Below are 16,373 nucleotides of genomic sequence, written 5' to 3'. Positions count from 1 at the left end.
TTTTGTGTAGTAGAAAATATTTTTGGTTTTACAATATTTGTTGGGGTATTCCCCAGTTTTAACAAAAAAGCACGTAATTACCGTTTTTTTTTACTTAGGACGCCCCGTAATTATCGCAGACCGATTCCATTATTGTCGTTATATCTACTCAGCGCTTGATGAGGTTCGGTGGAAAGTGCAGAAGGAATGGCATGTGTATGACCGTAAGAAATGTAAAAGAATACGGCATGTATTATATAAGCGCATCGAGAAATTGACAGAAAATCACCGTTGGTATTTTAGATCGATATCTAGCCATGTCTGATGAGTTGAAGAGGGCATGCGAACTGAAAGAAGCTTACTGTGAGTGGTTCGACTGGGCAAAGACCACAGATGGTATGACAGAAGTTAATAGTGACTAAAGCCTTTTACCGTAAGGTAGAGAAAGCGGGTATTCCGGCATTTTCACAAGCCAATCAGACGTTTAGAAACTAGCAAGTGGAAATCTTGAATAGTTTTTCCTTCAAGTATTCCAACGGTTTTCTTGAGGGGATTAACAATAAAACAAAAGTGAGGAGACGCAATACGGATGGTTTTAGGCGTATTGATCACTTTAAAGCAAAGATATTATTGAGCATTCGATATGAAGAAATCGGGGTTCATTTAGGTTAATGATTTATTTTACTGCGCAATTGATTTAAAAGTCATTCGTTGATTGAAGCGAAAGGCGGCGGCTCCTGCCGGAATAGAATGAGCTGAAGACCCTGGACTGAGCAAAGCGAGGGAAGCGGCTGAAGCCATGCCGGCGGAAAGCGTCCGCCTGTAGCGTAAATCAACAATCTACTTTACAAAATCTAAATGAAAGGGTGTCGTGTAGATCACATAACCCCGACATTTGATTTAGAACCATATTTTTCAACTAAAATGTTCATCATATTTCCCCTCACCCTTTCATAAGTTGTTCATGAAGGGGGAACCCGAAATGGAATTGAACGATTTATTGCGCATTGCTGGAATTGGATTGGTCATCGGATTTCTTCATGTTTTCTTTGAACAGACCGGTAAGAAGGAGTTCTCATTTTTCCTTTTCTTCGTAGCCTATATTTACATAGCCGCCGAAATGCTCCGTTTCCTTAGGATCTTCTTTTCGGAAATTGCCGAGTTCTTTCAATGGCTGTCCTTGGCATTCTAATGGTTACGCTTTTTCAACTGGTCGTCATCTACCTCCTTCTGTTAATCGTGTCTTTCGCTTCCAAGAGCTTGCAACCGATCATATATGCAGCTATTTTCTTCTTTTTTCTGTCGTATGTCGGTATGACGATCATCATACCTTTCGGAAAAACCTTCATGCATCTGTTCGAACCATTGCCAGGATCCTATGCCAAGCTATTGATAGGAAGCGTCTTTTTGTTTTATTTCTCGGAATTGATCGCAAAACATGTTGCCGAAGCAGGATATGAATCTATTGCAACGATTGCACACGTAGCTATTAAAATCGGAATTTTGTCTCTTTGGCTTCCGCAGTTATCCATGCTGCTCGAAACGCTCTCCAAATTCATTATTAAATGATCGGATGAAGAATACATGATGCCTATGCTCGAATCCGTAATCGGGACAGTCCTATCCAGTTTCATTATTGTCATCATCTCAACTTTCATGGCACTAGTGCTAGATTTCCTATTTCCTTCGTTTACCAGATGGACGAGAACTTTTCTGTTTTTCATCGTGCTCACCGTCGTCCTATATCCTGCATATGAGCATCTGCAAATGATTCGATCTGTAACACAGACGATTGCGACGATGTTCATTTCCATTTATCCGTTATTGACTGCAAGCATATTGGCATCCGGCGGCTCATTCAGCATGCTGAACTTTCAGCCTGCCATGCTATTGTTTGCAAACGGTGCAGTGATCCTCTCGGATAAGATCCTAATCCCTATATTGTCCGCGGCGATGTTGTTTGACATAGTTTCAAGATATCACCCTGCGATGCCTTTTACGAAAATGGCGGACTTGCTACGGAGCACTTTAATTGGACTTGTTTCAGCTCTCGTCGCGGCTTATTCAATCTTCATCACAGCGGGAGGTACAATATCCTGGGCGTTGACAGGTGTGACGAGCGAACCGATCAAGGAATTGATCCGTCAAAACGTCCCTCTCATCGGTTCCTTCATGACGGACAGTTTAGGGGCGATCGGGCGTTATTCATCAGGCGCAAGCGTCTTTATTGGAGCGTGGCTCATCGTCACGATTTGGTCAGTAGCTCTTTTGCCTACGTTGAAGACGCTGTTGACCGGCTTCTTATACCGATGGACAGCTGCACTTATCGAACCATTCGCCAACGAGGATATTACAGGAATACTTGATGATATCGGGAAGACGTTATTCGTCCTTTGTGCCGTCTCCTTTCTTGTAGCGTTTGCATTCATCTATACGGCCCTGTTTACTGTCATCCTTGTCAAATTGATAACTGCAGTGAAATGAGGGATGGCATGCTGGAGTTTTTGACAGGCGTTTTATTCATCACTGTATTGTCCTCCATTTTATTATTACTGCTTCCCGAAGAGCAGGAGCAGGAAATTCTTCCGCTCGTAAAGATGGCAATGGGAATTTGGATCATTCATTCCATCACGAGAATTTTTGGTCATAGCTTGTTCTGAACAAGCATAATATGCAACATAGATAACACGAACCATATCCGTCTTGAAGGGATGAAATGGTGATCATATGCAAAAATCCAAACGAAAAGTTCATATGCTCTTCATCGGAACGCTACTTGCGCTCTTCATCATTTTCATCAATTCGACGATTGGTTCGATGGGAGGGGAGAAAGGGAAAGGGGAGGAGAGCCGGGAAGCAGCACAGCTTGAACAAGCATTGATGAAGATAGAAGGGATTGGGGAAGTGTTCATCCACTTCCATTACGATCAATCAGAAGAGCCAAGCCCATTATCCGGTTATTTTTCGGGCTCTGGTTCCTCATCAGTAAAAGAGAATCCGCTCCGAGGAGTATTAGTCGTTGCAGAAGGAGCGGACAATCCTAGAACGAAAAACGAATTGACGCGAATCTTGTCCACGGTTCTTCAATTGCCTGAACATCGGATAGTCGTCGAAGAAATGAAAAGGGGGATACACGTTGAAAGCGAATAAACGAACAGTATGGTTCTTGACTTTACTAAGTCTTGTAGCGGTCATCTCAATCTACTATCTGAAGAAGGAAGCACCGATGAGTTTAGATGGTATGGCGATTTTTGGGGATAATGATGCAGTGACCGTTTCCAAGCCGGGAAATGCGGAAGGTGAAACGAAAACTGTCTATGCCGACTCAATGTACTTCGAAGAAATGAGAATGCAAGTCCAAAATGAGCGAAGCACCTTGAACGATCAATTGAAATCCAAAGTGCTTTCTCCTGATACAACCGTTGAAGAAAAAAGCGCGGCCTATGATGAAATGGCAGAACTGACCAAACGTACATCTGCTGAAGTATTGATGGAAACTCAATTAAAAGCGCTAGGCTATCCGGAAGCGTTTGTACGTAAGGATGGTGGCAAAGTGAGTGTGTCTGTAATCGCGGAAGATGGCGGACATTCTACAAAAATGGCTGCGGAAATTACACAATACGTATTGACGAGCTGGGAAGATGCACGCACCGTCCAAGTCGACTTTATGGAATAATGCTTATTCAAGGCCCTAAAAGGGTCTTTTTCTTTTTTAATTTGCTCTATTTCACAGTAAATCCAGTATATCTATTTCATTATGGATGAAAAACGTCTAAAATAGGGAGGAGGTACGTAAATAAATATGAGTCAGGAGAATTGTCATGTTGAAAATTCAAGAAATCCGTGAAATCATTAAATTAATCGATCAATCTTCAATTGAAAAATTCACATTCGAATCAGAAGGAACAAAAATAAAACTGGAAAAAGGGAATAGCGCTCTCCAACATCCCGTTCAAGTTGAACAACGCAAAGAGGAGCCTATTCAGCAAGTTCAGCCGGCTGTCCAAGAGACGAAGAAAGAGCAGTCCGAGCAAGCACCTGCAGAACAAGAGAGCAAGGAGTCTTCTACAGATTCATCTACAGCTGCAAACGACCCTTCATTGCATAAAATAACGTCACCGATGGTTGGGACATTCTACCAGTCTTCATCTCCGGATGCGGATCCTTACGTTCAAAAAGGGGATTCCGTCAAAGCGGATTCAATCGTCTGCATTGTTGAGGCGATGAAACTTTTCAATGAAATTGAAGCGGAAGTTTCCGGAGAAATTGTGGAGATCTTAGTGGAAGACGGTCAATTGGTCGAATATGGACAGCCTCTCTTCCTTGTCAAACAGAAGTGAGGGGGACTACAAAAATGAAAAAAGTATTAATAGCTAACCGGGGCGAAATAGCAGTAAGGATTATCCGGGCATGCAGAGAATTGGATATTGAAACAGTTGCCGTCTATTCGGAAGCGGATCGGGAGGCGCTACATGTCCAACTGGCCGATGAAGCATATTGCATCGGGCCGAAACTTTCGAAAGACAGCTACTTGAATTTCTCCAATATTATTAGCATCGCTAAATTGACAGGTTGTGATGGGATCCATCCGGGTTATGGGTTCCTTGCAGAAAATGCAAGCTTCGCAGAACTATGCGAAGAAGTGAATATCGAATTCATTGGACCGACTGCTGATGCAATCTCAAGAATGGGTACAAAAGACGTCGCGAGAGAAACGATGAAACAAGCTGGCGTTCCGATTGTCCCTGGATCTGATGGAATCGTCGCCGATGAAGTCGAAGGCCTGAAAGTTGCCCAAGAAATCGGCTTCCCGGTCATCATCAAGGCGACTGCTGGTGGCGGCGGTAAAGGGATCAGGGTTGCCAGAAATGAAGAGGAACTAGCTAAAGGCATAAAGATTACACAGAAGGAAGCTGCCGCGGCGTTCGGCAACCCTGGCGTATATCTTGAAAAATATATCGAAGTTTTCCGGCATGTGGAAGTGCAAGTGCTTGCAGATAAGCATGGCAATACGATCCATTTTGGGGAACGCGATTGTTCCATTCAAAGAAGGATGCAGAAGCTTGTTGAGGAAGCTCCTTCGCCTGCCCTTACTCCGAAAATGCGCGAAAAGATGGGGGAAGCCGCTGTCAAAGCTGCTGAGGCTGTAAACTACAGAGGCGCTGGGACGGTCGAGTTCATTTTCGATCATATCAACCAGGAATTCTATTTCATGGAAATGAATACACGTATTCAGGTGGAACATCCAGTAACCGAGATGATTACCGGAATCGATCTAATTCAACAACAATTGAAGATCGCATCGGGTGAAAAGCTTGCTTATCGTCAAAAGGATATAAAGATTAACGGTTGGTCGATCGAGTGCCGGATCAATGCGGAAAACCCTGCGAAAAACTTCATGCCTTCACCCGGAAAAGTAACGATGTATATGCCGCCGGGCGGTTTTGGAGTCCGGGTCGATTCTGCAATGTATACTGGATATACGATCCCTCCATTCTATGATTCCATGGTGGCGAAGCTGATTGTTCATGCTGATACGCGCGAAGAAGCAGTTGCAAGGATGAAACGCGCACTTGACGAATTCATCATCGAGGGTGTCGATACGACGATTCCTTTCCATCTGAATTTGATGGACCACGAAGTTTTCAAGTCTGGCGATTTTGATACAAAGTTCCTCGAGAAGCATACAGTTATGGAATAAGTGAAGGAACCGGCATTTTTTAGATGGTTGGACACAAATAAGCCGGAGTAAGAAATGCATATAAGGGAGGAGAAGTGGAATGGCTGATAAGGCAAATCCTTCATTCACAGGGAAGAGTTCAAAGGGAGACGAGGTTTTAGGCCGCGTACAATTGGCTCCTGAAGTGCTTGAAGTCATCATCGGCATTGCAACGAACGAAGTCGACGGGGTCGCAACGACAAAAGGCAACTTCGCAACAGGGGTTGCGGAAAAGTTCGGCAAAGTATTCCATGGAAAAGGGGTCAAGACGGATTGGACTGGTAATAAACTCATCATTGACGTTTATTGCGTCGTCCAATATGGCCACTCGATCCCCGCTGTAGCTACGGAGATTCAAAGACAGATCCGTCACGCTGTCTACAATATGACTTCACTTGAAACGGAAGAAGTGAACGTCCATATAACCGGCATTGATTTCGATACGTCCGCCGAAACAGAATGATCTGAAAAGCATCGTCCATTGGATGGTGCTTTTCAACTTGTCCTGCTATATCTTCGTCAACTGAATATGCTATGATAAAGCCCAAGAGACACAGTAGTGGAGGAGACAAACGAATGAAACGAAGAGAAGCACGCGAAAAGGCGGTTCAAACACTTTTTCAATTGGATAATACAGAAATGTCGATTGAGGAAGCGATCACTTATATAGTGGAGCGGCCGATCGATCCTTTCTATGAATCGCTCGTCAAAGGAACGACTGAACACCGTGACGAAGTGGACAAAGAACTTTCAAGCAAGCTTGAAAATTGGTCGCTCGACAGATTGCCGAAAATCGAAAGGACAATCCTGAGATTGGCAGTCTATGAACTGCTATATCATGAAGATGTACCCCATAAAGTCATATTGAACGAAGCTGTCGAGCTATGTAAGCAATTTGGAGATGAAAAATCAGGCCGTTTCGTAAACGGAGTACTATCAAAATTTGAGGAAAAATAAAACGTTGGAGGAAAATGGGATGACCGCAAAATTAATAAATGGCGTTGAAATTGGTAAAGAGCTCAGAGGGGAAATAAAAGAAGGCGTAAGCATCCTGGAAGCATCAGGCTGTAAACCGGGTCTTGCAGTCATCCTCGTCGGGGAAGACCCCGCATCCCAAACATATGTAAAGAACAAGGAAAAGTCCAGTGTGGAAGTCGGCATGAAATCAGAGCTGATCAGATTGCCAGCAACGGTGACTGAAAAGGAATTGCTGGCTCATGTAGATAAATTGAATAACGATGACTCCATCCATGGAATTTTAGTCCAACTCCCTTTGCCGGATCATATCAATGAAGATCTCGTCATTCAAGCGATCGATCCTCGCAAGGATGTGGACGGATTCCATCCTCAAAACGTCGGTAAAATGATTATCGGCCAAGAAACATTCCTGTCTTGTACCCCTTATGGAATTATGGAAATGCTAAAGCGTGCTGGCATTGAAGTCGCAGGGAAGCACGCTGTCATTATCGGACGGAGCAACATCGTCGGGAAACCGATGGGTCAGTTGCTTCTTCAAAAAGATGCCACAGTTACATATTGCCATTCGAGAACGAAGGATCTGCCGTCATTTGCGAAGCAGGCAGACATTTTGATCGTTGCCATCGGTCGAGCAAAATTCGTGACGGACGAACATATTAAAGACGGCGCTGTCGTCATTGATGTCGGTATGAATCGAGATGAAAACGGAAAATTATGCGGTGATGTAGATTTTGAGAAGGCGAAGGAAATAGCTTCTGCCATCACGCCGGTTCCAGGCGGTGTCGGGCCGATGACCATTACAATGCTATTGAAGAATACATTGCAAAGCGCTGAAATGGCATGCCGACAAGCCAAGCGCGATAATGAAGGGTAATTGGAGTCGGGGTCACATTTACTAATCATCTATAAGAATCGAGGGGCGCTGTTTTTCAGAAGAAAGACAGCGTTTCTATACGTCGGAAACTCCGGGGGTGAAGTTGTTGAGTGAAAATACGTATCTCTCTGTACATTCATTAACAAAATACATAAAACGTAAATTTGAAGCCGATCCATATTTGAGAAATGTATTTGTGAAAGGTGAACTTTCCAACGTGAAAATTCATCCAAGCGGGCATATTTATTTTACATTGAAGGATGATAAAAGCAGAATCCAATCCGCTATGTTCCGTTCGGCCGCAGGATCATTGAAGTTCAAGCCGGAAGAAGGGATGAATGTCCTGATAACCGGAGATGTGAATGTATACGAATCTAGTGGACAATACCAGCTCTATGTCCAATCGATGCAACCGGATGGCGTAGGGGCATTATATCTCGCTTATGAACAGTTGAAGAAGGCACTGGCGAAAGAAGGACTTTTTGATATGCGATGGAAACAGCCCTTGCCAGCATTGCCAAAGAAAATCGGTGTCATCACGGCCCAGTCCGGTGCAGCCATACGGGATATCTGTTCTACATTGCAACGGCGGTATCCGTTAGCTGATATATGCCTATTTCCGGCAATCGTGCAAGGTCCACAGGCCGTGCCTTCCATTGTACGTGCATTGGAGCTCGCGGAATCACATGGTTCAATTGATGTATTGATCCTCGGGCGTGGCGGCGGATCCATAGAAGATCTGTGGGCTTTCAATGAAGAGGCAGTAGCGAGAGCGATTTTTTCTAGCCGGATTCCAATTATTAGCGCAGTCGGTCATGAGACGGATACGACAATTGCAGATTTCGTCGCAGATATGAGGGCGCCGACACCTACTGCAGCCGCGGAGCTTGCTGTCCCTTCGAGGGAAGAACTATTTGAGCGCATATTGGAACGGAAACGTTCGATTTATATCTCATTTTCGAATCAAATCAAACATGAACGTAAACGCCTGACAAACTACCAGCAATCCTATCCGTTACAGTTTCCGGAAAGACTCTACAGACCTTTCACAGAAAAACTGAGCGGTTTGGATGACCGACTCCTCAGGAGCAGGAATGACCTGACCGCCAATAGAAAAGCAGAACATGCCCGGTTGGACAGGATGCTCTCATTTTATTCCCCGCTTCAGCGCATAAAAGAAGAAAATCGAAACGTGTTGATTTTGACCGAAAGAACGACGCGGGCCATGCAAAATAATTTGCGGAACAAGTCCGATCAATTCGGTTCGGCAGTCAGGATGTTGAAAGCGCTAAATCCGCTGGAGGTCATGGACCGTGGATTTTCAATAGTTTATAAAGATGGAAATGTAGCAAATTCCGTTAACGACCTTGATATTGGTGAAACGTTGCTCGTCCGGTTACAAGACGGAACTGTGGAAACGGAAATCAAGTCAATCAAGAAGAAGGATGAGGAGGAAAACTAAATGAGTGAGGAAACACTTCGATTTGAAGAAGCGATGTCGAAGTTGGAAGGCATTGTTCAAAAATTAGAATCCGGTGACGTTCCTTTAGAGGACGCCATCACATTATATAAACAAGGAATGGAGCTTTCCGCTTATTGCCATGGGAAATTACAAGACGCGGAAAAACAGCTAATTTCAATTATTGACGACAATGGCCAGGCCGCCCCATTCGATCCAGCGAAAGGTCGGGATTCAAATGGATAAACGATTGCAGACATTCATCTCAGAAAAAGCGCCGATAATCGATGCTGAATTAAATCATTTGATTGAATTCGAAAAAGCACCTTCGTCCTTGAAAGAATCCATGCTCTATTCGGTGAATGCAGGCGGTAAAAGAATCCGTCCACTTCTCGTCTTAGCGGTTCTAGACGATTTCGATACGAAATCCGATGATGCACTTAAAGTGGCATGTGCAGTTGAGCTCATCCATACATACTCTCTCATCCACGATGATTTGCCTTGCATGGACGATGATGATTTCAGAAGAGGCAAGCCGACGAATCATAGAGTATATGGGGAGGCGACAGCCGTTCTCGCCGGAGATGCGCTTCAGACAAGAGCATTTGGGATATTGGCTTCCTTGGAACAGACGAGACCGGAGCAGATCATCCGCTTAGTCGCTCTTCTCGCGGATGCTTCTGGCGCAAATGGTATGGTCGGCGGCCAAATTCTAGATATGGAAGGGGAAACAGCCACCTTGTCTCTCCCGGAACTTGAAGAAGTTCATATGCATAAGACAGGTGCCTTATTATCATTCTGTATTGAAGCAGGTGCAATTCTTTCCGATGCACAGGAAGAAGAGTTGTCGCAACTACGTAAATATGCGAAAAACATTGGGTTGGCATTCCAGATCAAGGACGATATATTGGACGTCACGTCAACGACTGAACAACTTGGCAAGACAGCAAATAGCGACACTGCTAGCGAAAAGTCTACGTATCCTTCTCTTTTAGGACTTGAGGGTGCACAACAGCAACTTGAAAAATATCACCGCGAGGCAGTCGAGTGCTTAGCTTTCTTAAAGAAGGAAAACTCCATGCTAAAACTTTTTGCTGATTATATCGTCCAAAGGAATGCATGATTTTCCTTTGGCATAAAAAGCCGGTTATCCGGATAATGGTCCAATAGTTCCTATTGTAGAGCCTTCTTGTTATAATGAAAACATTACTTAGACTAACGCGGCAATCAATTTATGAAGGTGTGTGATAGAAGTGGATCTCACTAAGATTACAAATCCGTCTTTTTTAAAAAATCTTGATAAAGAACAAATGACGGAATTGGCACAAGAAATCCGGAATTTTTTAATTGAAAACCTGTCTGTGACAGGCGGTCATATCGGACCGAACTTAGGTGTCGTCGAATTGACAATGATGTTGCATAAGCTTTTCGACAGTCCGAAAGATAAAATCATCTGGGATGTCGGGCACCAAGCCTATGTTCATAAAATTTTGACGGGTCGTGCTGGACAATTCGGCACACTCCGCCAGTATAAAGGCTTAAGCGGCTTCCCGAAAATGTCGGAGAGTGAACATGATGTTTGGGAGACGGGGCATAGCTCCACGTCCCTTTCCGCCGCTTTAGGGATGGCTGCTGCAAGAGATATGCAAGGCGATTCGAACCATGTCATTCCGGTCATCGGTGATGGTGCATTAACGGGCGGTATGGCTTTGGAAGCATTGAATCATATTGGTCACCTGAAAACGAATATGATTGTCATCTTAAATGACAATGAAATGTCGATTGCTCCAAACGTTGGTGCGCTGCATGATGTCCTAGGCAAGTTAAGGACAGCCGGAAAATATAATAGCGTAAAAGACGAATTGGAATATATACTGAAAAAAATACCGGCAGTCGGCGGAAAAGTGGCGGCAGCTGCTGAGCGGGTGAAGGATAGTTTGAAATACCTGCTCGTTTCTGGCGTGTTTTTCGAAGAGCTCGGATTTACTTATTTAGGTCCGATCGACGGCCACGATTTCAATGATTTGGAACGGAATATCCAGTATGCCAAAAAGGTGGAAGGACCTGTCCTACTTCACGTACTGACGAAAAAAGGAAAAGGGTACAGACCTGCCGAAGATGATAAGATCGGGACTTGGCATGGAACGGGACCTTATAAGATCGAAACGGGGGCTTTCTTGAAATCTCCGACAACAGCTCCATCGTGGAGTGGGTTAGTTGCTGAAACCGTCAGGAAAATCGCTCGTGAAGACAAAAGGGTTGCTGCCATTACACCGGCTATGCCTGTAGGTTCAAAACTGGAGTCCTTCGCAGCTGAATTCCCGAATCGTTTCTTTGATACAGGAATTGCTGAACAGCATGCCACAACAATGGCAGCAGGGTTGGCTACCCAAGGGATGAAACCGTTTTTGGCGATCTACTCGACATTCCTGCAACGTGCGTATGACCAGATGCTACACGACATTACGAGACAGAAGTTGAATGTCTTCATCGGAATCGATCGTGCGGGTCTTGTAGGGGCGGACGGTGAAACCCATCATGGTGTGTACGATATTTCATTCTTACGACATATGCCAAACCTTGTCATTATGATGCCGAAAGATGAGAACGAAGGACAGCATATGGTAAAGACCGCATTGGAATACAATGATGGTCCTATCGCCATGAGGTACCCGAGAGGAAATGGTCTTGGCGTAGTGATGGATGCGAAGTTGAAAACGATTCCTATTGGCACATGGGAAGTATTGCGTGAAGGCTCGGACGGTTCGATTTTGACATTCGGAGCGACCATTCCAATGGCATTGGATGCGGCTGAAACGCTTGCGAAGAAAGGCATTCATGTAAAAGTGATAAACGCAAGGTTTATCAAACCTATGGATACAGCTATGCTCGACCAGCTATTTAGCACTGGAAAACCGATAGTAACGATAGAAGAAGCGGCATTGGCTGGCGGGTTCGGCAGTGCTGTCATAGAATATGCACATGACGTCTCTTCAAATGTCTCCATTAGTCGTCTCGGGATTCCAGATGATTTCATCGAGCATGGAAGTGTCGATAAGTTGCTTGAGGAAATTGATTTGACTGAAGAGAATGTAGTGAGGACGATGGAACGGGCGGTTAAAGGATTCCCCAAGGTTGAAAGGGAGATCGTATGACGAACGGCCAACAAAAAGAACGCGTCGATGTACTTCTTGTCCAAAGAGGGTTAGTAGAAACAAGGGAACAGGCGAAGCGTTCCATTATGGCTGGAATCGTGTTTTCAGCTGAAACAAGAATGGACAAGCCTGGTGAGAAGATTAAGGTCGACGCACCGCTATCAGTGAAAGGCTCTGCGTTGAAATACGTGAGCCGTGGCGGCTTAAAGCTTGAAAAAGCTCTCGAAGTATTCGATATATCCGTCGAAGAGAAAATCGTATTGGACATTGGCTCGTCAACTGGCGGGTTTACAGATTGTGCCCTACAAAATGGAGCGAAACATTGCTATGCACTCGATGTCGGAACAAACCAGCTTGCCTGGAAAATACGAAGTGACGAGCGGGTGACCGTCATGGAGAAAACCAATTTCAGACATGCGGTTCCCGAACATTTCACGAAAGGGACACCACAAGTGGCTACGATTGATGTCTCTTTCATTTCACTCACGCTCATACTGCCTCCACTGAAGCAAATAATTGCTGTCGGTGGAGACGTCGTGGCACTTGTTAAGCCTCAATTCGAGGCTGGAAAAGACAAAGTGGGAAAAAAGGGGATTGTAAAGGAAAGAGCTGTCCATTTGGAGGTTTTGCAAAAGATAGCGGAATCATCAATAATGAATGGTTTTTCATTACGTGGAATTTCCTTTTCTCCTGTGACAGGGGGAGAAGGGAATATCGAGTTCCTATTCCATTTGCGATCGGAAGCAGATCCAGTCAATCCTTACGATGAATCGGCTTTCGGTACATTGATCACCGAAGCTTATAAAGCATTGACGTGATTCCAAAAGAAAGGGTTAAAATTAACCATGGGAGTGATTGTATTGAATAAAGGACAACGGCATCTGCGAATCCGGGATATCATTACAAATGAGGAAGTGGAGACTCAGGATCAACTTGTCGAGAAATTGAAAAATGCTGGAGCCGACGTGACACAAGCGACAGTCTCCCGCGATATTAAAGAATTGCATCTCATCAAAGTGCCTCTGCCCGATGGCCGTTATAAATATAGTCTTCCGCCAGTCCATAAATTCAATGCGGAAGAAAAGCTTCGTCGAATGTTGACTGATGCATTCGTGAGCATTGATAGCGCAAGCCATTTCATCATCTTGAAAACATTGCCGGGAAATGCGCAGGCAGTCGGTTCCCTCGTTGATAATTTGGGTTGGGATGAAATGCTTGGAACGATTTGCGGAGACGATACGTGCATGATCATTTGTAGGGAAGAGTCTTTAACAGTCGAAGTGAAATCAAGGCTATTGGCCCTTATTTGAGCTGAGCGTTCGATGAAGGAGGTGCGTATTTGAATGTTAAGTGAAATTTCCATTCATAATTTTGCCATAATAGAGCATCTCGAAGTGACTTTTGATGAAGGATTGACTGTACTGACTGGTGAAACAGGTGCCGGCAAGTCCATAATCATTGATGCGGTTCAGCTCCTAGCTGGTGCTAGGGGCTCTCAGGAATTCATTCGCCACGGAGCAAAAAAAGCTGAATTGGAAGGGATGTTCACGATTGACGACGAGCATCATCCTGTCTTCCGGAAACTCTCTGAATTCGGCATTGAATACGAGGATGGCAGTATCATACTGAGACGCGATTTGAATGCGAATGGCAAAACGACTTGCCGGGTAAATGGCAAACTAGTGACGATTGCGAGTTTAAGGGAAATAGGTTCCCAATTAATAGATATCCATGGGCAACATGATAATCAAGAACTGATGCTTGAAAAGCGGCATATTCATCTGCTAGATCAATTTGCCGGATCGTCATTATCCGAAGCGCACCGTAACTATCTTGATATTTACAATCAATACACAAAGTTGAAACGCAGGCTTGAAACGGCGACTGAGAATGAACAGCAAGTAGCGCAGCGTATTGATCTCTATTCATTTCAATTGAAGGAAATCGACAACGCTGAACTCGTTATCGGTGAAGAGGAAGAGCTTGAAGAGGAAAAGCTGAAACTTCAACACTTCCATAGGATTTTCGAACGTTTGAACACTGCATATGAGTCGATTAGTGGCGATAATCATGCATTGGACTGGGTTGGTTCCGCAATGAGCGATCTGGAAGATGCTGCGTCAATCGACAAGGAACTGGCATCTCACTCCGAAGTCGTTTCAAGCAGTTTCTACTCTTTGCAAGATACTGCGCATGAATTAAAAAGTATCATTGACAGAATGGAGTACGATCCGACGAGACTGCCAATTGTCGAAGATCGACTTGCAATGCTCGTCTCTTTAAAGCGGAAGTACGGAGCAACGATAGAGGATATCCTTATTTATCGGGAGAAAATTGCAGACGATCTTGACCAGTTGCTCAATCGGGATGAAAGGCTTGGCCAAGAACAGGAAAAGCTTGCACAACTTGAAAAAGATTTGGAAGTGGAAGCGAATGAACTGTCGATTATCAGGCAAGAGTCAGCTCTTCACTTAGAAAAAGCGATCATGCAGCAATTGAAAGAATTGCATATGGAGAAATCCACCTTCAAGGTATCCATCAATCGAAAAGCATCCAACAGTTTTGACAGTCACGGCTTTGACGAAGTGGTCTTCCTCATTTCGACAAATTTGGGTGAGCCATTAAAGCCACTTGTTAAAATTGCTTCCGGAGGCGAGTTGTCGAGGATCATGTTAGCTTTGAAAACAATTTTTTCTAAGCACCAAGGGATTACATCAATCATTTTCGATGAAGTCGACACTGGCGTCAGTGGACGAGTTGCACAAGCCATTGCAGATAAAATCGCAATGATCGCCACTCATTCCCAAGTGCTTTGCATTTCACATCTTCCGCAGGTGGCTGCCATGGCTGACCATCATTTGCTCATTAGGAAAGAAGTGAAGGGGAACCGGACAACGACTGCTGTCGCTGAAATTGCTGACATGGATAGAACAAAGGAATTATCAAGGATGTTGTCGGGTGCGGAAATTACTACACTTACGCTGCAACATGCAGATGAACTATTAACAATGGCGGACGAACGTAAAACATCTTTCCGCAATTAGGCGCATACTTCATGTATGCGTTTTTTTCATGATTTAACCTTTCATAAGATTCACCTGAACGGACATACCAATAGTATCTTTCAACCGAGGAGGTGAACTATGGGATGGAGTAAACGACTGATGTTATCCGCTTCGTTTGCCACGCTAATATTTTTCTTGCCGTTCCAAAATGATATTTCCGCTTCATCAGGTGAACGGGTCATTCCGATGGGGCATTCAATTGGTATTCAAATGGATTTGTCGGGTATTTTCGTCACGAATGACGTACTGGTCAACAATGAGCAATGGTTAAAGGCGGGCGACTCCATTATCCGTCTCAATGGGAGAGACATCATTAGTCTCAGCGATTTCGAAAAAATCATGGCCAAAGAAAAAAAAGAGAAAATCCACATGAATATTAGCCGAAAAGGCGCGTCGGTTGAAGTGTTGGCGGAAAGAGATGCCGTAAAACGTCTCCTTCCCTTCCTTAAAGACCGAACTGAAGGAACCGGGACATTGACTTATGTCGATCCCAATCGAGGCACTTATGGAGCCCTCGGCCATCAAATCGTTGACAGCTCCTTGAAATCTCCACCGCCTTTCAAACATGGCGCAATTTACCTTTCAGAAATTGAACAGATCAAGAAAAGTACACCAGGCACTCCAGGTTATAAAATCTCCTCAATTGTAGACGATGAACAGTATCTCGGCACAATCCGAACCAATGGAATTTACGGAATATTCGGGGCGTGGAACGATGCTTATAAGAAAGTGTTAGCTGAACCACTCGAAATTATGCAGCCCACAGAATTACAAGCAGGGGCAGCGGAAATTTTTACTACAGTAAAAGGGACACAAGTCGAAAAGTTCTCCATCCGTATCACTGACATTGAGGAGGAACAGTTTCATTTCATTTTAACCGACGCCAAGTTGCTGGAAACGACAGGTGGAATTTTACAAGGCATGAGTGGGAGTCCTGTCATTCAAAATGGAAAGTTTGTTGGCGCGGTCACCCATATGTTTGTCGACGAACCGAAAAAAGGTGCGGGCTTGTTCTTAGTTACGATGAGAGACGGTGAAAGGCGATAATAAAAAAACCGATCCTAATAGGCACTGACTATCTTTTTTGAGACAAGTAAAAAACACCTTATTAAGCAGCCAGTTGTCGGTATTGTACCGGCGATTG

Annotated in this window: 19 protein-coding genes and 1 pseudogene; all 20 read left to right on the top strand. The window is 44.4% G+C overall.

Translation table 11 applies throughout. The features are described 5' to 3' along the window. Window positions 1-94 precede the first annotated feature (94 nt). Window positions 95-651 (top strand): annotated as a pseudogene (locus AB1K89_RS10775) (transposase); the annotation flags it as partial. Window positions 652-961: 310 nt separating this feature from the next. Beyond that, on the top strand, window positions 962-1,171 hold the full coding sequence (locus AB1K89_RS10770) for a SpoIIIAC/SpoIIIAD family protein (RefSeq protein ID WP_060209461.1): 210 nt from the start codon (window positions 962-964) through the stop codon (window positions 1,169-1,171). After that, window positions 1,150-1,548 carry a SpoIIIAC/SpoIIIAD family protein gene (locus AB1K89_RS10765; protein ID WP_413054749.1) on the top strand — a complete coding sequence of 133 codons (399 nt, stop codon included), beginning with the start codon at window positions 1,150-1,152 and terminating at the stop codon, window positions 1,546-1,548. The genes AB1K89_RS10770 and AB1K89_RS10765 overlap by 22 nt, the downstream gene beginning before the upstream one ends. 15 nt (window positions 1,549-1,563) lie before the next feature. Next, window positions 1,564-2,463, top strand: a complete 900-nt coding sequence (locus AB1K89_RS10760; protein ID WP_413054748.1) for a stage III sporulation protein AE — start codon at window positions 1,564-1,566, stop codon at window positions 2,461-2,463. Window positions 2,464-2,471: 8 nt separating this feature from the next. After that, window positions 2,472-2,639, top strand: a complete 168-nt coding sequence (locus tag AB1K89_RS10755) for a hypothetical protein (RefSeq protein WP_413054747.1) — start codon at window positions 2,472-2,474, stop codon at window positions 2,637-2,639. A 67-nt stretch (window positions 2,640-2,706) separates the two neighbouring features. Continuing rightward, a complete protein-coding gene (locus AB1K89_RS10750; RefSeq protein WP_252502973.1) occupies window positions 2,707-3,129 on the top strand; it encodes a hypothetical protein in 423 nt (140 codons plus the stop codon). Continuing rightward, window positions 3,116-3,655, top strand: a complete 540-nt coding sequence (locus AB1K89_RS10745; protein WP_413054746.1) for a SpoIIIAH-like family protein — start codon at window positions 3,116-3,118, stop codon at window positions 3,653-3,655. Before AB1K89_RS10750 ends, AB1K89_RS10745 begins: the two co-directional genes overlap by 14 nt. A 145-nt stretch (window positions 3,656-3,800) precedes the next feature. Continuing rightward, complete coding sequence (gene accB / locus AB1K89_RS10740; RefSeq protein ID WP_413054745.1) at window positions 3,801-4,319, top strand: acetyl-CoA carboxylase biotin carboxyl carrier protein; 519 nt, start codon at window positions 3,801-3,803, stop codon at window positions 4,317-4,319. A gap of 14 nt (window positions 4,320-4,333) precedes the next feature. Continuing rightward, the gene (gene accC / locus AB1K89_RS10735; RefSeq protein WP_413054744.1) at window positions 4,334-5,680 is read left to right on the top strand and encodes an acetyl-CoA carboxylase biotin carboxylase subunit; all 1,347 of its coding nucleotides are present in this window, start codon (window positions 4,334-4,336) and stop codon (window positions 5,678-5,680) included. 79 nt (window positions 5,681-5,759) lie between these two features. Then, window positions 5,760-6,161, top strand: coding sequence for an Asp23/Gls24 family envelope stress response protein (locus AB1K89_RS10730; protein ID WP_413054743.1), 402 nt, complete (start codon window positions 5,760-5,762; stop codon window positions 6,159-6,161). A gap of 113 nt (window positions 6,162-6,274) precedes the next feature. Then, window positions 6,275-6,655: a transcription antitermination factor NusB gene (gene nusB, locus AB1K89_RS10725; RefSeq protein WP_252502978.1), complete on the top strand. Its 381-nt coding sequence runs from the start codon at window positions 6,275-6,277 to the stop codon at window positions 6,653-6,655. A gap of 19 nt (window positions 6,656-6,674) precedes the next feature. Further along, window positions 6,675-7,550 (top strand): bifunctional methylenetetrahydrofolate dehydrogenase/methenyltetrahydrofolate cyclohydrolase FolD, encoded by an 876-nt coding sequence (folD, locus tag AB1K89_RS10720; protein WP_413054742.1) that lies wholly within the window; start codon window positions 6,675-6,677, stop codon window positions 7,548-7,550. Between the two features lie 106 nt (window positions 7,551-7,656). Continuing rightward, entirely contained in the window at window positions 7,657-9,012 is a 1,356-nt protein-coding gene (xseA, locus tag AB1K89_RS10715) for an exodeoxyribonuclease VII large subunit (protein WP_413054741.1), read from the top strand. Next, window positions 9,013-9,255, top strand: a complete 243-nt coding sequence (locus AB1K89_RS10710) for an exodeoxyribonuclease VII small subunit (protein ID WP_413054740.1) — start codon at window positions 9,013-9,015, stop codon at window positions 9,253-9,255. Next, a complete protein-coding gene (locus AB1K89_RS10705; RefSeq protein ID WP_413054739.1) occupies window positions 9,248-10,132 on the top strand; it encodes a polyprenyl synthetase family protein in 885 nt (294 codons plus the stop codon). The genes AB1K89_RS10710 and AB1K89_RS10705 overlap by 8 nt, the downstream gene beginning before the upstream one ends. A gap of 130 nt (window positions 10,133-10,262) precedes the next feature. Then, complete coding sequence (dxs, locus tag AB1K89_RS10700; RefSeq protein WP_413054738.1) at window positions 10,263-12,164, top strand: 1-deoxy-D-xylulose-5-phosphate synthase; 1,902 nt, start codon at window positions 10,263-10,265, stop codon at window positions 12,162-12,164. Further along, entirely contained in the window at window positions 12,161-12,982 is an 822-nt protein-coding gene (locus AB1K89_RS10695) for a TlyA family RNA methyltransferase (protein WP_413054737.1), read from the top strand. The genes dxs and AB1K89_RS10695 overlap by 4 nt, the downstream gene beginning before the upstream one ends. Window positions 12,983-13,024: 42 nt before the next feature. After that, window positions 13,025-13,474 (top strand): transcriptional regulator AhrC/ArgR, encoded by a 450-nt coding sequence (gene ahrC, locus AB1K89_RS10690; protein ID WP_413054736.1) that lies wholly within the window; start codon window positions 13,025-13,027, stop codon window positions 13,472-13,474. 33 nt (window positions 13,475-13,507) lie between these two features. Continuing rightward, window positions 13,508-15,208 (top strand): DNA repair protein RecN, encoded by a 1,701-nt coding sequence (recN, locus tag AB1K89_RS10685; RefSeq protein WP_413054735.1) that lies wholly within the window; start codon window positions 13,508-13,510, stop codon window positions 15,206-15,208. Window positions 15,209-15,307: 99 nt separating this feature from the next. Further along, window positions 15,308-16,276 (top strand): SpoIVB peptidase S55 domain-containing protein, encoded by a 969-nt coding sequence (locus AB1K89_RS10680; protein WP_413054734.1) that lies wholly within the window; start codon window positions 15,308-15,310, stop codon window positions 16,274-16,276. Window positions 16,277-16,373 lie beyond the last annotated feature (97 nt).

It is taken from the genome of Sporosarcina pasadenensis (genome assembly GCF_047228845.1).
Classification (GTDB): domain Bacteria; phylum Bacillota; class Bacilli; order Bacillales_A; family Planococcaceae; genus Sporosarcina.
This window is presented reverse-complemented; position numbering and strand designations above follow the sequence as displayed.

Bases quoted from the DNA above. Each gene is read 5' to 3' on its own strand.
- AB1K89_RS10770 (WP_060209461.1), top strand. From the start codon at position 962: ATGGAATTGAACGATTTATTGCGCATTGCTGGAATTGGATTGGTCATC.
- AB1K89_RS10765 (WP_413054749.1), top strand. From the start codon at position 1,150: ATGGCTGTCCTTGGCATTCTAATGGTTACGCTTTTTCAACTGGTCGTC.
- AB1K89_RS10760 (WP_413054748.1), top strand. From the start codon at position 1,564: ATGATGCCTATGCTCGAATCCGTAATCGGGACAGTCCTATCCAGTTTC.
- AB1K89_RS10755 (WP_413054747.1), top strand. From the start codon at position 2,472: ATGCTGGAGTTTTTGACAGGCGTTTTATTCATCACTGTATTGTCCTCC.
- AB1K89_RS10750 (WP_252502973.1), top strand. From the start codon at position 2,707: ATGCAAAAATCCAAACGAAAAGTTCATATGCTCTTCATCGGAACGCTA.
- accB (WP_413054745.1), top strand. From the start codon at position 3,801: ATGTTGAAAATTCAAGAAATCCGTGAAATCATTAAATTAATCGATCAA.
- accC (WP_413054744.1), top strand. From the start codon at position 4,334: ATGAAAAAAGTATTAATAGCTAACCGGGGCGAAATAGCAGTAAGGATT.
- AB1K89_RS10730 (WP_413054743.1), top strand. From the start codon at position 5,760: ATGGCTGATAAGGCAAATCCTTCATTCACAGGGAAGAGTTCAAAGGGA.
- nusB (WP_252502978.1), top strand. From the start codon at position 6,275: ATGAAACGAAGAGAAGCACGCGAAAAGGCGGTTCAAACACTTTTTCAA.
- folD (WP_413054742.1), top strand. From the start codon at position 6,675: ATGACCGCAAAATTAATAAATGGCGTTGAAATTGGTAAAGAGCTCAGA.
- AB1K89_RS10710 (WP_413054740.1), top strand. From the start codon at position 9,013: ATGAGTGAGGAAACACTTCGATTTGAAGAAGCGATGTCGAAGTTGGAA.
- AB1K89_RS10705 (WP_413054739.1), top strand. From the start codon at position 9,248: ATGGATAAACGATTGCAGACATTCATCTCAGAAAAAGCGCCGATAATC.
- AB1K89_RS10695 (WP_413054737.1), top strand. From the start codon at position 12,161: ATGACGAACGGCCAACAAAAAGAACGCGTCGATGTACTTCTTGTCCAA.
- recN (WP_413054735.1), top strand. From the start codon at position 13,508: ATGTTAAGTGAAATTTCCATTCATAATTTTGCCATAATAGAGCATCTC.
- AB1K89_RS10680 (WP_413054734.1), top strand. From the start codon at position 15,308: ATGGGATGGAGTAAACGACTGATGTTATCCGCTTCGTTTGCCACGCTA.